The following is a 14,916-nucleotide window of genomic DNA, read 5'->3' on the forward strand; positions in this document are numbered from 1 at the left end:
AGACCCTGACCTGCGGAGACGGGCGGAGTCCCCGAGGCCGACGGTTCAGCTCAACGGATACACGACCGTGGTGCCCGCGGTCGTCTCGACGTGGAGGTCGTCGCCGAGGGGGGCGAGGACGGCGCTGAACACCCCCGCCTCCGACGACAGTTCGAAGACCGGCCCGTCGAGGATGATCCGAACCGCCGCCCCGACGGGCACCGTCCACTGCTGCGTGCCCACGCGCACCACGGCATCCGTGTCGTCCTTGTCCACCGTCACGGCCTCCGCCCCGCCCGACCGGACGGTCAGGCGCCCGCTCGTCGCCGACCACTCGATGTCGGCCGCGAGGCCTGCGACCCGCCCGTCGACGGCGAGCGGGCCGCGGTGCCGGGCGACGTCGGGATGCGGTCTGGCGGTGAGCACCGAACCCTCGAGACCGAGGCGATACGGCACGCTGTGCGCGCCCTCCCAGCCGGCGTCGTGGTCGCCGACCCCGCGGATCCAGAATTGGAGGCACGCGGCGCCCTCGGCGTCGAAGAACAGGGACGGAGCGTACAGACCGTCGCCGTATGTCAGGCGCCCCCACGCCTCGGCGTCGAAGCGATCGCCGTCGAACCCGCCGACGGCGTAGCCCGCGTAGTGCAGGATGTCGGCGTCCCAGACCGACGAGATCATGATGTCCCCGCCGTCGAGCGTGACGAACTGCGGACACTCCCACAGCGCCCCCATCCAGACGGGTTCCGTCAGCTCGGTCGAGCGTTGCAGCGCCACACCGGTGTACCGCCACGCACGAAGGTCGGGAGACGTCCAGGTCAGCGCCATCGCCGTCCCGTCGCGTCCCGCCGCGCCGACGAACATCCGCCAACCATCGCCGTCACGACGGATGAAGGGGTCGCGGAACGCGATGAGGTCGAGCTCGGCGGGCGCGGTGACGACGACCTCGCCCTTCACCCAGGCCCCGTCGAGGCCGGCATCGGGCGTTGCGACACGCACGCGACCGATGCCGAAGTCGGGTTCGGTGATCGCGGTGTAGAAGATGCGCAGGTCGTCGCCGTCGACCACGAGGCATCCGGTCCAGATCCCGTCATCGCCGTCTCCCGGCGCGAGGACGACGGCGCGTTCCTGCAGCGACAGGAGGTCGGGCCCGCTGGCGTGGCCCCAGTGGCAGCTCGGAGCCCACTCGACCCGATCAGGGACGTACTGGAAGAACGCGTGGTACTCGCCGTCACGCCAGGTGATGCCGTGGGGGTCGTTGATCCAGCCCGAACGGGCGGTGAAATGCAGCGAAGGGCGCATGGAGGGTCTCCGAAGGAAGGGTCCCGGAAGGGGGAGGGGGAAGGTCAGGCTCGGGGCGCCGCAACCGACTCGCGCTCGACGAGCGGGCACGCCAGCAGCGTCGGCGCGAAGGATGCCGCCCGCTCGCCCGACCCGCTGACGACGGCGTACAACGCGTCGACGGCCCACGCCCCCATCTCGTAGTGCGGGAGGGCGACGGTGGTCAAAGGCGGGAACAAGCTTTCGGGGATCGGCGCCTGGTCGTCGAACCCGACCACCGACAGGTCGCCGGGGATCGAGAGCCCGCGTTCCCCGGCTGCCCGGTAGGCGCCCATCGCCATCCGGTCGTTGTAGCAGAACAGCGCCGTAGGGCCCGCATCCAGGAGGGCGTTCGTGGCGGTGTAGCCGCCGCGGGCGTCGGAGCTCCCCTCGGCGACCAACCCCTCGGTGGGCAGCCCCGCCGCGGCCATCGCCTCGAGGTAGCCACCGAGGCGACCGCGGGTGGCCGGGACGTCTTCGGCGCTCGCGGCGAAGGCGATGCGGCGGTGCCCCCGCGCGACGAGCATCTCGACGACCGCCACGGCCCCGGCGCGTTCGTCGGGGAGGACGGCGGGCAGGATGCCGGAGCTGTCGCGCGCACCGATGAGAACGGCCGGGCGGGCGGAGAGGTTCTCGGGCGCGACGATCTCGTCGTGGTAGACGGTGGCGTAGATGATGCCGTCGACCTGGCGGTCGAGGAACGCCTGCACCTGCACCGGGGGGACCTCCGGATCGGGGTTCAGCTCGGAGTTGATGATCGCCAGCGTGAGGTTGTGGCGGCTCGCCTCCTCCTGCGCCCCGAGGATGATGCGACCGGCGTGCGGGGTGGTCGCGATCTCCTCGGTGAGGAGTCCGATCATCTCCGACGCCTGCGTGCGCAGGCCACGGGCCAGGCGGTTCGGACGGTAGCCGAGCTCCTCCGCGGCGACGCGCACACGAGCGGCGGTCTCTTCGCTGACCCGGGTGTGCGGGGTGGCGTTGAGCACGTGCGAGACGGTGGTCTGCGACACCCCGGCGCGCGCGGCGACGTCACGGATCCCCGCCGTCTTCTCGGTCAGCCGCGTCTCGGTCATCGTCGCCCCCCTCACGTTCGTACCATCTTCTGCCCCGGCACGGTGCTGTGCGACGTCCGGACGGCGGGTGTGAAGCGGACCGCGTTGACCGTGAGGTCGGCATCCACCTCGTCCTCGGTCCCGGAGTCGAGGATCGTGTTACCGGTGGACGCCGCGTCCACGCGCACCGCGACCACCGCGAGCGGCCGTGCCTCCGCGGTCGACAGCAATGCCTCGACCTGCGCCTCGAATGCGGAATCCTGTGAGCCCGGGTCGACGTCGGAGGCCACGACGTGATTGTCGGACACCCGGTTGCCGCGGCCCGCGGCCAGCCGGACGATCACGGGCGCCGCACCGTCCGGCCGGACCCGTGACGCGGCGACCACCTCGGAGAAGTGGTTGCCGATGATCGAGTTGCCGTCGCCGTCGACGTTCACGAGGCCGAACGCGTCGTCGTAACGTCCCTCGACCCCGAGGAACGGTGTCCACGGCTCGTGGTCGCGCAGGAAGTGATTGGATGCCACGAGGTTCTCGGAACTGCCGGCCGCCAGGACCACCATGCCGGGGTAGAACGAGTGCAGGCGGTTGTTGGTGACGCTGGACCGTGTCACCGCGTGGAGCGAGACGCTGCTGGACCCGCGCGGAAAGACGTTGTTGGCGGTGATGAGCAGACCGCCGTGATTCTCGGCGTAGATGGAATGACCCGCGAACCCCGCGCCGATGAGGTTGTCGGTGATCTTCGACGCCTGCCCCCACCCGCGCAGCTCCACGCAGCTCCCGCACTCGGCGATGAAGTTGTCGTGGATCGACAGCGCGTCGGCGTTGTAGATGGTGAGCGCGTTCTCGAGGTACACGAACCCCATCCCGTTCACGCGGAAGGAGTCATTGGCATCCCGGACGAAGATCCCGGTCTTGCCGTTGACGTAGGAGTTCTCCACATTGTCGTCGGGTCCGGGCGCCGTGAAATGCAGACCGTCGATGCAGAAGCCGCTGAACTCCACCGAGCTGATCCGCGGGCTGCCCGTGCGCGCCACGAGAAACGCGGCTCCGGATGACTCGTCGTCCGGCTGAACGTCGACGAGATCGACCATGACCCGGCTCCCGCCCGGCCAAAGCTCGTGCAACCCCGCCCACTCGGACTCGGGGACGTTGAACCGGATGCTGGAGGACGTGAACCCGTGCCCCGCCCCCTCGATGCGCACGAAGCTGAGGTCGATGACCACCTGCGTGCGCAGGCGGTAGTCGCCCGGCGGGATCTGGATGACGGCTCCGGGACGACCGCCGTCTTCGACGTCGGCCCCCTGCTGGCGCTCTTTGACGTCGCGCAGGATGTCGTTGATCACCGCGCCGATGTCCTGAGCGGCGTCGCCATGGGGCCATTCGGTCACGTCGTAGCGGTTGTTGCGCGGAGGCATCGGCGAGTTCTCCTTATCTGCGAGTGCCATGTCAGCCCTTCACAGCACCCAGGGTGAGACCGGCGACGATGTGCCGCTGGAGGAACAGCGTGAGCAGGATGACGGGGACCGAGTAGACCGTCGCCAGCGCCGTCATGCCACCCCAGTCGAGGCCGAACTGGGTCTGGAAGTTCGCGATGACGACGGGCGTCGTCTGCGCTCGCACGGAGGTGAGGAGCAGCGCGAAGAGGAACTCGTTCCACGAGGCGAGGAACGCGAAGATCGCCGTGACCGCGAGCCCCCCGGACACCACAGGCAGCACGACGCGCACCATCGCCTGGAGACGGGAGCACCCGTCGACTTCGGCGGCTTCGCCCAGCTCATCGGGCACCGCCTCGAAGAAGCTGGCCATGAGCCAGATCGACAACGGCAGCGAGATCGTCGTGTGCGCGAGGGCCAGCCCGAACGAGGTATCGGTGAGGCCCAGCGATCGCATCACCTCGATGAGAGGCGCTCCGACGGCGATGGTCGGAACCATGCGGGTCACGAGGGCCGCGAGGATGAACACGCGACCGCTCGGTGTGCGGAACCGCGTGATCGCGTAGGCCGCCGGTACGGCCAACAGAAGCGACAGGGCGGTCGAGATCACCGCGGTCACCACGCTGTTGATCAGGGCGGCCGGCACTCCCGCGCGCGACAGCGCCGAGACGTAGTTCTCGAGCGTCCAGACGCCGGGGAGGACCGTGGGCGGAACGGCGATGGCATCCAACGGGGTCTTGAACGACGTCAGGAGGAGGTAGAGGAAGGGGAAGCCGTACAGGGCGACGGCGACGGCGAGCAGTGCCCACAGCACCACGCGGCTGCGGCCGACCGTTTCGAGGGGGTTCATCGCGCGGTACCTCCGGGACGCCAGATGAGCAGGACGGCCGCGATCGCGACGGCGAGCATGGCCACGAGGTAGACCGTGCCCATCGCGCTCGCCAGGCCCGGGTCGCCGAAGCGCGTCATCGTGCGGTAGATCAGCAGGCTGAGGGTGGTGGTGCTGTTCTGCGGCCCACCGTCGGTCTGGATGAGGATGATGTCGAACGCCCGTGCCGCGTCGATGCCCCGGACGATCAGGGCCACGGCGATCACGGGCCGCAGCAGCGGAAGGATGATGCTGAACAGGATTCGGGGGTAGCGAGCCCCGTCGATGCGGGCGGCTTCGATGACGTCGCCCGGGATGTTCTGCAGTCCCGCGAACAGCACGAGCGTGATGAACGACGTCGTCAGCCAGATGTCCGGCACCGCCACCGAGAACAGGGCGATGCGCGGATCGCTCAGCCACGCGATCTGGCTCGGATCCGACAGGATGCCGACACGGGTGAGCAGCTCGTTGACGATGCCGAAGTTGTCGATGAGCAGGAAACGCCACAGGAGTCCCGCGACGACGGGGGCGATCATGAGCGGATACATGAAGATCGTGCGGAAGACCGCCGATCGACGTCCCAGAGCGGTGAAGAGCAGGGCGACGGCGAGGCCGAGGACGAACTCCGCCGTCACCACGACGACCGTGTAGACCACTGTGCGCATCGATGCCGACTGGAACGTCTCGGACCCGAAGGCCGCGGCGTAGTTGGCGAGCCCGACGAATGTGCGACCGGCTCCCGCGAACGGCGAGATCTCGAAGAAGCTGTCGTAGACGAAGCGGACGAGCGGCCACAGCACGAACACAGCGAGAAACAGCGCTGCCGGGGCCATGAGGGCCAGGGCGAAGCGCCGGTCTCCGGCGTCCTTGCTGCGGCGCCGACGCGGGGCCGCCGGCACGTCCCGCGACGGGGCGGCCGGGGCCACCCCGTCGCGGGCGGGAGGAGCAATGGTCTCCACGGAATGCTTTCGAACGGGATCGTCAGTTGACGATCGACTGGATCTGGGTCTTGGCGTCGGAGAGGAGCTTGGCGGTGTCCGCTCCCGGCTCGACGGCCTTCTGCAGCATCGGCACGAGCACCGAGTCGACGATCTCCTGCCACTCCGGCGTCGCCGGGCGGGGCGCGGAGCCGGGAGCTTCGAGGGTCTTCACGAGGGCCCCGTAGTTCTCGAACCCGGCGACGTCGGCCTTCGACTCGAACGCGCTCTTGCGGGCGACGAGTCCCAGCGACGTGTCGGCGGCGAGGTCGTTGTGCTCGTACGCGAACGCGATGAAGTCCTTCGCGGCATCCTGCTTCGTCCCGCTCGCGGGCACCGACAGGTACCAGGCGCCGGGAACCCCGGCCACTCCCCCGGGTCCGCCGATCATGGGCGCGACGCCGATGGAGTCCTTCACGGGCGAATCCGCCGGAGTCTGCCGGTAGGCGTGGCCCCAGAAGCGCATCATGGCGAGTTTGCCCTGGTAAAAGAGGTTCTGCGCTCCGGCCCAGTCGAGCTGGGCGGCACCGGACGGCGCGTACGGCAGCAGGCTGACGTAGAAGTCGAGAGCCGCCTTGTGCTTCGCGTCGTCGATGGTGACGTCGCCGCTCGAGGGGTCGAGGACCATCTGCGACTCCCCGGCCTGCGAGACGGTGGCGAGCCACTCGGTCTCGACGGCGCCCTTCACGTCGGTGCCGTAGAGGTCGACGGTTCCATCGCCATCGGTGTCACGGGTGAAGAATTCGGCGACGTCGCGGTACTGCTCCCACGTGGTGGGGGCGGCCAGCGGGTAGCCGTACTTCGCCTGGAAGTCGGCCTTGTTGGTGGCGTCCTCGAACAGGTCGGTGCGGTAGAAGAGGATCTCGGAGTTCGTCCACACCGGCATCCCGATGTGCTTCCCGTCGACCTGCGACTCCCCCACGAGACCGTCGAAGAGATCGTTCTTCACGTCGTCCGTGAACAGGTCGTCGAGGGGGGCGAGACCCGGAGCGAAGGCCGGGAGCCAGATGGCATCCAGGGCGGCGACGTCGAACGACGGCGTGCCGGCCTGGAGTTCGGACTGGATGCGGTCGTACAGGCCGTCGTAGGGCAGCTCGACGAGCGTGACGTCGGTGCCCTTCTCCTTCTTGTAGAGGTCGGCGATCGGCTGGAGCTCGGCCTTGCCGCCGCCCTCCACGACGACGGTGAGGGTGGAATCCTCCTCGGCTGCACCGGTGCCGCCGCCGGCACCGCATCCGGTGAGGACGACGGCCGCGGCCGCCACGACGGCGAGCGGTCCGATCGCGCGCCGGACGAGTCCGGTCTGCTGTTGCGTGCGAAGCTTCATCACTTCGACTCCTTCGTGAGTGATTCGGGAAAGTGTGGGTAGGAGTCTCCGCCAATACGTTTTGGCAAATCGTCTTGGCATGAAGCTAACGGCCGCATGCCGCACCCGTCAAGCGCGGCCGGAGGCCAAAGTCTTTGGCGCTTGCCCGCCCCGCGAGCCCGTTCTACTCTCGCCTCGAGGCTGCATGCCAAATCCATTTGGCTCGAAGGAGAACCATGACCCGCATACGCTCACGCCGACTCGCGCCGGCGGCCACCGCCTCCGCGGGCGGACTCACCCGGCGGGGGTTCCTCTCCATCGCCCTCGCGGCCGGCGCCGTCGGCACCTGGGGCGCCCGCCCCGCCGTCGCGGCACCCACGGCCGGCGCAGCAGCCCCCGCCGCCGCGAACACGCCACCCGCACGACCCCACCGCACGCTGCTCGGCGTGCTCTGACGCGAACGACCCGAACGGCGAAGGAGCCGACATGCCCTCGGCCATCTACGACGTGACGACCTGGACGATCCCCTCCGCACCGACGGTCACGGCCTCCACCGACATCGGCGCCGTGATCAACAGCATCATCGCCGACATCAAGTCGACGCAGACCTCCCAGGCGTCGAAGCCCGGAGCGGTGATCTACATCCCGCCGGGCGACTACTCGCTCAAGACCCGCGCCGTCATCGACATCAGCTACCTGCAGATCAAGGGCTCGGGCCACGGTTTCACGTCGTCGAGCATCCGGTACAACGCGGGCGACACGTCGTCGTGGTGGGAGATCTTCCCCGGCGGCAGCCGGATCCGCGTCGAGAACACCGACGGCAACGCCGAGGCGTTCCTCATCCAGCGCTCCGGATCGCCGCGACTGAGCTCGATCGAGTTCATCGACTTCTGCCTCGACGGCGTCTCATTCACGCCGAACCAGAACAGCTACACCAACGGCAAGATCGGCATCCGCTCCACCAGCGACACCGACTCCCTGCGGATTGCCGGGATGGGCCTGGTGTACCTGCAGCGCGGGCTCGTCATCACGGGCGCCGACGCGCTGGCGGTGACGAACAACTTCATCGCCGAGTGCGGCAGTTGCATCGAGCTCGTCGCCTCCGGACAGGCCAGCCTCGTCAGCGGCAACCTCGTCGGCGCGGGCCCCTACGGATTCTCGATCTTCGCCGAGGGCCACTTCGGTCTGCTCATCTCGGGCAACAACGTGTTCCCTCGCGGCAAGAGCAGCGTCCACCTGAAGAACTGCGGGAACAGCAGCGTCACGGCGAACCGCCTGCACAGCTTCTTCTCCGGCATGATCACGACCGAGGGCACCTGCGACAACAACCTGATCAGCAGCAACCACTTCCTGCGCAACCGCGAGAGCTTCCCGCCGTTCCAGAGCGTCCCCGCCCCGCAGGACGACCTCTTCGGGCTGATCCACGTACGCGGCAGCGGGAACACCGTGGTCACGAACCATTTCTCGTTCGACGTCCCGCCGGCGAACGTCCTGCCCTCGGGTGCGGTTCCCACGATGGTCCTGGTGAAATCGGGGAGCAACAACTACCTGGCGATGAACCACCACGCCGCGAACGTCGCGGTCCGGTCGGCGGTGCTCGATGGGAGCACGACGAACACCAAGGTCCTGGATTCCGGTACGACGGCCGAGTTCCAGGCACTCGGCGCGGCGACCTACGGCTTCCGCGCGACGCCCTGACGCCGGGCGGCCGGCCTCGGGCTCGGCCTCGGTCCGGGCTCGGCCTCGGGCTCGGCCTCGGTCCGGGCTCGGCCTCGGGCTCGGCCCCGGCCCCCCAGCCTCGGTCCGCCGTGCCGTCCCGCGGAGTCCTTGCCCGACACGCCGACACCGGATGCCACCACCCGGCGCGTCGCCCACGAACTCCGCACGACAGCCCGTATCGCCCCGCGCAGCAGCCCCGGGGAGCAGGGCTCAGCGGGTAATCGGACTCACCACGCCCTCACGGTCGTCGACGAGCCGACGGCGCCCGATCCAGCCGGTGAGGCCCCGTCCGTCGCGCCACGCGAACAGCAGCACGGTCGTGGCGATGAGGAGCACCACCGAAAGCAGCGACCAGGGCGCCGGGAGGCCCTCGAGCACCGTGTAGGAGCCCGCGCCGGTCAGGAACCGCAGCACCCGCGCGAGCCAGGTCGGCAGCACGCCGTTCGTGTACCGCACGCGGGTGGCGAGGTCGCCCACCGAACGCCCGGTACCGAGGATCACGACGAGCCACACGGCGGCGCCGACGCCCGTGCCCACCGCCGAGGCGAGGTCACCCGTGCGTCCCGGGTCGTCGAACAGGAGGACCAGCGCCGCCTGCAGCGCCACCGCGACGCCCGATCCGAGCAGTCCGATGCCCACCACGTCGCACAGGATGCCGAGCACCCGGCGGCCGCGCGTGACGGGCCGGGGGATCTCGGCATCCGGGGACTTCTCCAGTCCGCGGTGCTTCCGCGGCACGGCGAACGCGACGAGGGATCCCAGGAGCGCGCCGGAGGTGTTGGCGATGAGGTCGTCGACGTCGAAGACGCGGTACGCGCACGGGAACAGGCCCCACACACCCGTCAGCTGGGTCGTCTCGATGATCCCGCTGATCGCGAGACCGACGAGCCCGGCGACCACGATGCCGCGCCCGCCGAGCACGCGCAGAAAGAATCCGAGCGGCACGAACAGGAGAACGTTCAACGCGACCTGCAGCACGACCGGATCGGTGAGGTAGCGGCCCGAGACGGCGACGGCATCCCGGATCTCGTCCACGAACTGGAACGGGCGGAGGTTCCTCCCCGCGCAGCGGTAGGCGTCGCTGTCGGGCATCGGGACGAGGGTGTACGTCCAGATGGCCCAGAAATACACCGCCGCGCCCGCCCACAGGAGCGTCCGGCCGAACGAGAGCCGCCCGCGCCGTCGGTAGCTGACGGCCACGAACGGCACGAAGGCGAGGAACGCCACGACGCCTCCGAGGAAGATCGCCAGGCTCCCCGATCCGATGATGTTGTGCACCCGGCGAGCCTAGGGAATAGTGCCCGAGGCCACGGAGTTCTCACCGTTACGGTCACCCGTGCACCTCGCCGGATGACTACCAGCCGGTGAACGCGCCGCGGGTCAGATTGCGTACGGGCGGTAGTGCGCGTAATGTCGCGCGCCGTGACTGACGAAAGTCGCGAGCCCGGCGAACCGACGCCGATGGCCAAGCGCATCCTGATCGGCGAGCCTCTCACGTCGGAAAAACTCGACGAACAGCTCCTCCCCAAGAAGATGGCCCTCCCCATCTTCGCCTCCGACGCACTCTCCTCCGTGGCCTATGCGCCACAGGAGCTGCTGATGATCCTGCTGATCGGAGGGACGGCCCTGCTGACGCTCAGCCCCTGGGTCGCCGCAGCCGTCGTCATCCTGCTGGTCGTGGTCGTCCTGAGCTACCGACAGCTCATCAAGGCGTACCCCTCGGGCGGTGGCGACTACGAGGTCGCCAGCAAGAACCTCGGCGAGGTCCCCGGTGTCGTGGTCGCCGCCGCTCTGCTGGTGGACTACGTGCTCACGGTCGCGGTGTCGGTGGCATCCGGGGTCGACAACATCATCTCGGCGCTCCCGGAACTGAACCCCTTCCGGGTCGAGATCGCCGTCGGATTCGTCATCCTCATCGTCATCGTCAATCTCCGCGGAGTCCGCGAAGCCTCCTCGGTCTTCGCCATTCCGACGTACCTGTTCATCGGGTCGGTCGGCATCATGATCGTCGTCGGTCTCGGTCGCGCCGTGCTCGGCGATGTGCCGATGGCATCCAGCGCCCAATACGCCGTGCAGGCCGAATCGCTGACGCAGGCCGCGCTCATCCTCCTCGTCCTCCGCGCGTTCTCGAGCGGGTGTTCGGCCCTGACCGGCGTCGAGGCCGTTTCCAACGGCGTGCCGGCGTTCCGCAAGCCCAAGATCCGCAACGCGCAGACGACCCTCACGCTCATGGGCGGCATCGCGATCGCCCTCTTCGTCGGCCTGACCCTCCTGGCGCTGCTCGCCGGCGTGCACTACGCCGAGAACCCCTGCAACCTGGTCGGCTTCGACTGCACGCTCCCGCAGCCGAGCCTCATGGCGCAGGTGGCCGCCGCCACGTTCGGCATGGGCAGCATCCCGTTCTTCATCATCCAGGCCGCGACCGCGTGCGTGCTCCTGCTCGCGGCGAACACCGCGTTCAACGGCTTCCCGCTGCTGGGTGCCGTGCTCGCGCGCGACGGCTACGCCCCCAAGGCGCTGAACACCCGCGGTGACCGTCTCGTCTACTCCAACGGCATGGTGATCCTCGGCATCGTCGCGATCGGCGTGCTGATCGTCTACCAGGCGAACCTCACGACCCTGATCCAGCTATACATCATCGGCGTGTTCGTGTCCTTCTCGCTGGGACAGATCGGCATGGTCCGCCATTGGCGCCGGACGTTGGCCGGCCTTCGCGCGCTGTCGCCCGAGGCGGCGCGGCAGCAGAGCGCGCGGTACGAGCGACGCTCCGCGATCACGGGCCTGTGGATCAACTCCCTCGGCGCCTCCCTCACCGTGCTCGTGCTCCTCATCGTCACGATCACGAAGTTCACGCACGGCGCGTGGCTGGTGTTCATCGCGATCCCGATCCTCGCGACGCTCATGCTCGGCGTGAACCGCTACTACCGCGACGTCGAGCACGAGATCCGCATGGACGACGACGTGCACTTCGGCTCGTCGGGCGACGTCGCGATCATCCTCGTGAACCGTCTGCAGAAGCCGGTCATGAAGGCGATCGACTACGCCCTCGCCGCCAAGCACGACAAGACGCTGGCGGTGCACGTGGCGATCACCGAGGAGGATGCCGCGGGCCTGCAGAAGGAGTGGGCGGCGCACGACATGCCCATCCCGCTCGTCATCATCGAATCGCCGTACCGCACGTACACGTCACCGGTCACGACCTTCATCAAGAGCTACCGCGAGAAGCACGGCTCGGCCGTCGTCACGGTCTACCTGCCGCAGTTCATCGTGGGCCACTGGTGGGAGTCGATCCTCCACAACCGCCGCTCGCGTCGCCTCGCGCAGCAGCTGATGCTCGTGCACGGCGTCTCGATCACGCTCGTCCCGTGGCTGCTCGACTCGTCGGAGCTCATCTACGGCCGGCGCTCGCGTCCGCTCCCGGGTCAGCAGCGCGGTGGCCAGCCCGTCGCCGAGGTGCCCGCGCACCGCGGGAAGACGCCGAACTCCCCGGCATCCTGAGCACCCGAGCCGGGTGAACGCGCAGGCGCCCCTCCCGCGATCCTGATTGGATACCGGGAGGGGGAGGAGCGAGCGCAGGAGTGGATGACGAGGCGCGCGGGCGCGCGATCGGATTGCTGGGCGACTTCAACGACCGGATGACACGGGTCGTCGACGCCGTCTTCGGCACGAGCTGGGCCGAGATCGAGGAGATCATCGCGCTCGTCCTGCTCGCCTCCGAGCGGATGGTCACCACCCGTCGCCTCGCGGACGTCAGCGGGCTCGGGCGTCGTGCCGTCTCGCGTCTCGTCCTGCGGTTGCAGACGGAGGACCTGGTCGTCACGCGCGCGGCCGCGACGGACGCGCGGGCCGTGGAGGTCGTCCTGACCGCCGCCGGTGAGGAGAGGGCGCTCACCCTTCACCGGGAGACGACCGCGTTCTTCTCCGCAAGCACCGACATCGCCCGCGCCATCAGCGACGGGATGGGGACGCCGGCTCCGTCGTCGCCTCCCGTCTCACCCTCCGACGCTCTCGACCTCCTCCTGCGCATCTGCGAGGCGGGCTCCCGCCTGGTCCGGTACATGCCGGCAGCCGCGACGAGGGGAAAGCTGGCGGCGCGCCAACGGGCTGCGCTGGTCCTGATCGCGATGCAGGGCGGGGTACGTCCGAGCGAGCTCGCGGGTCCGCTGGAACTCTCGGCGGCGGGAGCCTCGCACGTCGTGGACCAGCTGTGCGCGAAGGGTTTCGTCGCGCGCGTGCGCGGCACAGTGCCCGAGGATCGGCGGGCCGTCGTGATCCGGGCGACGCCCGCAGGGTTCGAGGCCGTCGGGGCCGTCGCCTTCGGAATCGAACAGGAGTCCGCGTCGCTCGCCGCGCTCTTCGCCGAACTCGCGGCCTGGCGGACGGCCTGAGACTCCACGCGCGGTTTGTTAGAACCGCGAACTGTTCGCACTTGTCCCATAATGAACTCTCTCGGTACTGTCCTGAAAGGGATACGAAGGAGTCGGAAATGTCACGAGAAGAGCACGCACGGGAAGGTGCCCAGGCGGTCGTGCCCGATGATCAGATCATCGACGTCGCCGTGGTCATGCCACGTGGTTCGACGAAGGCGGGCCTCATCGGCTCCGTCATCGGCGTCAGCGCCGGAGGCGACAATCAGACGGCCTGGGGCGTCGCGGGCGGGATGCTGGCCCAACGGGCGCAGAGCGCTTCGCACGGGAGCTACCCCTCCATCGTCCTGGCCGTGTCCGAGTCGAAGCTCCACGTGCTCGGCCGGCAGTCCACCGGCATCGTCGGCGGGTGGAAGAACCTGCACCCCGTCGCCCACATCGCGCGCGCCGACCTCGAGGTCCGCACGCGGCACAGCGGCACCGTCCGCGTGATCGAACTCACCGACACGAACACCGGCACCACCCTCGAATTCGAGGCTCAGACCATCGGCGGCCTCGGGCTCAACGAGCTTCTCGCCGAACTCGGAAAGGACGCACACTGATGGCCTACAACGACCGTCCGGGGGGCGTGACACTCGTCGCCGTCATCGCCTGGATCACCGCCGTCCTGCAGATCGGCCTCTCGATTCTGATCCTCACCGGAGCCATCGCCCCCGCGGGCGTCTCCGTGCCGTCGGCATGGATCGGCATCGTCGTGGGGGTCATCACCTTGCTGGTGAGCTTCGGTCTCTTCGGCGCGAACCGCATCGCCCGCGTCATCGTCACGGCATCCCTCGGGCTCAGCATCCTGAGCTCGATCCTCCAGGCGGCGACCCACCAGGACGCGAACGTCCTCGTGGGCGCGATCATCACGATCGTCCTGGCCGGCATCGGGATCGCTTTGCTCTACACGGCCCGAGCGAACCGGTTCTTCGCGTGAGCGCGACCTCGACGCCCGACCGCGAGACCATCGGCACGAACGGCTGGCAGCGATTCTGGAACCGGGGCGGATGGTGGCGCGCCGTCCTGATGGCGGCGATCTACATCGCGCTGTACAACCTCGTCGGCCTCGCTCTGCGTCCGGTCCTCGGCGGCCTCGTGCAGGGTGACGACATCTTCGCGACGCCGCTGGGAGCCTTCATCTCCATCGGGGTGCAACCGCTCGTCGGCTCGATCATCCTGGTGATCATCGCGGCCAGCATCGGGTGGCTGCCGCGTCCGCTGTTCGGACGTCAGCCGGTCGGACGCAAGTGGTGGTTCTGGCTCGGACCGATCCTCATCCTCGTGCCGATCGTGTTCCACTTCATCGGCATCGAGTACGGCCGGTACGGGGCGGCGGTCGTCGTCTCGGTCCTGATCGCCGGGCTGTTCGTCGGGTTCTCGGAGGAGTTCCTCACCCGCGGCATGGGCGTCACGATGCTCCGACGCCACGGGTACCGCGAGTGGGCGGTCATGACCCTCTCCTCGCTCATCTTCGCGTTGCTGCACCTGTCGAACCTGTTCACCGGGCAGAGCTTCGCGATCGTGGGCCCCACGGTCGTCTACACCTTCGCCTTCGGTATCTGCATGTACGCGACGCTGCGCACGGGCGGGTCGCTCATCTGGCCGATCCTCCTCCACGCGCTGACCGACCCGACGACGATCCTGGCCTCGGGCGGCATCGACGACGGCACGAACGCGTCGGTCAACACCGCCAACCTGGTGGCGACCGCGGGCACGTTCGCCTACGTGGCGTGGGCCATCGTCCTGCTCATCGTGACGCGCGGCGACGCCCACGGCCGCGCCGAGGCCGACGAGCCCGCCCGCGTCCGCGTGGAGGCCTGAGCCGAGGGCGCCCCCGCCGCACGGCCGAGCCCGCG

At 69.0% G+C, this 14,916-nt stretch carries 14 protein-coding genes; 7 read left to right on the plus strand and 7 right to left on the minus strand.

The annotated features are described in order from the left end of the window. Positions 1 to 45: 45 nt before the first annotated feature. The 6 genes from CSIV_RS08340 to CSIV_RS08365 form a co-directional block, all read right to left on the minus strand. A complete protein-coding gene (locus CSIV_RS08340; protein ID WP_077050934.1) occupies positions 46 to 1,278 on the minus strand; it encodes a glycoside hydrolase family 32 protein in 1,233 nt (410 codons plus the stop codon). Between the two features lie 44 nt (positions 1,279 to 1,322). Next, positions 1,323 to 2,369 (minus strand): LacI family DNA-binding transcriptional regulator, encoded by a 1,047-nt coding sequence (locus CSIV_RS08345; RefSeq protein WP_077050935.1) that lies wholly within the window; start codon positions 2,367 to 2,369, stop codon positions 1,323 to 1,325. Positions 2,370 to 2,380: 11 nt separating this feature from the next. Beyond that, entirely contained in the window at positions 2,381 to 3,793 is a 1,413-nt protein-coding gene (locus CSIV_RS08350; RefSeq protein WP_237488866.1) for a NosD domain-containing protein, read from the minus strand. 1 nt (position 3,794) lies between these two features. Then, positions 3,795 to 4,631 (minus strand): carbohydrate ABC transporter permease, encoded by an 837-nt coding sequence (locus tag CSIV_RS08355; RefSeq protein WP_077050937.1) that lies wholly within the window; start codon positions 4,629 to 4,631, stop codon positions 3,795 to 3,797. Further along, a complete protein-coding gene (locus tag CSIV_RS08360; protein WP_077051371.1) occupies positions 4,628 to 5,482 on the minus strand; it encodes a carbohydrate ABC transporter permease in 855 nt (284 codons plus the stop codon). The genes CSIV_RS08355 and CSIV_RS08360 overlap by 4 nt, the downstream gene beginning before the upstream one ends. 148 nt (positions 5,483 to 5,630) lie before the next feature. Then, positions 5,631 to 6,953, minus strand: coding sequence for an ABC transporter substrate-binding protein (locus CSIV_RS08365; protein ID WP_083735063.1), 1,323 nt, complete (start codon positions 6,951 to 6,953; stop codon positions 5,631 to 5,633). Positions 6,954 to 7,168: 215 nt separating this feature from the next. On the opposite strand from CSIV_RS08365, the gene CSIV_RS08370 reads away from it, so the two are divergent. Further along, the gene (locus CSIV_RS08370) at positions 7,169 to 7,387 is read left to right on the plus strand and encodes a hypothetical protein (protein ID WP_077050938.1); all 219 of its coding nucleotides are present in this window, start codon (positions 7,169 to 7,171) and stop codon (positions 7,385 to 7,387) included. 31 nt (positions 7,388 to 7,418) lie between these two features. Then, complete coding sequence (locus CSIV_RS08375) at positions 7,419 to 8,630, plus strand: NosD domain-containing protein (protein ID WP_077050939.1); 1,212 nt, start codon at positions 7,419 to 7,421, stop codon at positions 8,628 to 8,630. Positions 8,631 to 8,861: 231 nt separating this feature from the next. Here CSIV_RS08375 and CSIV_RS08380 read toward each other — a convergent pair whose 3' ends face one another. Continuing rightward, positions 8,862 to 9,929 carry a VanZ family protein gene (locus CSIV_RS08380; protein WP_077050940.1) on the minus strand — a complete coding sequence of 356 codons (1,068 nt, stop codon included), beginning with the start codon at positions 9,927 to 9,929 and terminating at the stop codon, positions 8,862 to 8,864. Between the two features lie 132 nt (positions 9,930 to 10,061). Here CSIV_RS08380 and CSIV_RS08385 point away from each other — a divergent pair, with 132 nt between their 5' ends. The 5 genes from CSIV_RS08385 to CSIV_RS08405 all read left to right on the plus strand — a co-directional run bounded on the left by CSIV_RS08385 (position 10,062) and on the right by CSIV_RS08405 (position 14,881). Continuing rightward, positions 10,062 to 12,149, plus strand: coding sequence for an APC family permease (locus CSIV_RS08385; protein ID WP_077050941.1), 2,088 nt, complete (start codon positions 10,062 to 10,064; stop codon positions 12,147 to 12,149). Between the two features lie 80 nt (positions 12,150 to 12,229). Next, positions 12,230 to 13,039 (plus strand): MarR family transcriptional regulator, encoded by an 810-nt coding sequence (locus CSIV_RS08390; protein WP_077050942.1) that lies wholly within the window; start codon positions 12,230 to 12,232, stop codon positions 13,037 to 13,039. Between the two features lie 140 nt (positions 13,040 to 13,179). Next, a complete protein-coding gene (locus CSIV_RS08395) occupies positions 13,180 to 13,620 on the plus strand; it encodes a hypothetical protein (protein WP_175627584.1) in 441 nt (146 codons plus the stop codon). Then, positions 13,620 to 13,997, plus strand: a complete 378-nt coding sequence (locus CSIV_RS08400; protein WP_077050944.1) for a hypothetical protein — start codon at positions 13,620 to 13,622, stop codon at positions 13,995 to 13,997. The genes CSIV_RS08395 and CSIV_RS08400 overlap by 1 nt, the downstream gene beginning before the upstream one ends. After that, positions 13,994 to 14,881, plus strand: coding sequence for a CPBP family intramembrane glutamic endopeptidase (locus CSIV_RS08405; RefSeq protein ID WP_238592352.1), 888 nt, complete (start codon positions 13,994 to 13,996; stop codon positions 14,879 to 14,881). The genes CSIV_RS08400 and CSIV_RS08405 overlap by 4 nt, the downstream gene beginning before the upstream one ends. The last annotated feature ends 35 nt before the right edge of the window (positions 14,882 to 14,916 follow it).

Origin of the sequence: Microbacterium sp. CSI-V (assembly GCF_001984105.1) — a bacterium.
GTDB lineage: Bacteria > Actinomycetota > Actinomycetes > Actinomycetales > Microbacteriaceae > Microbacterium.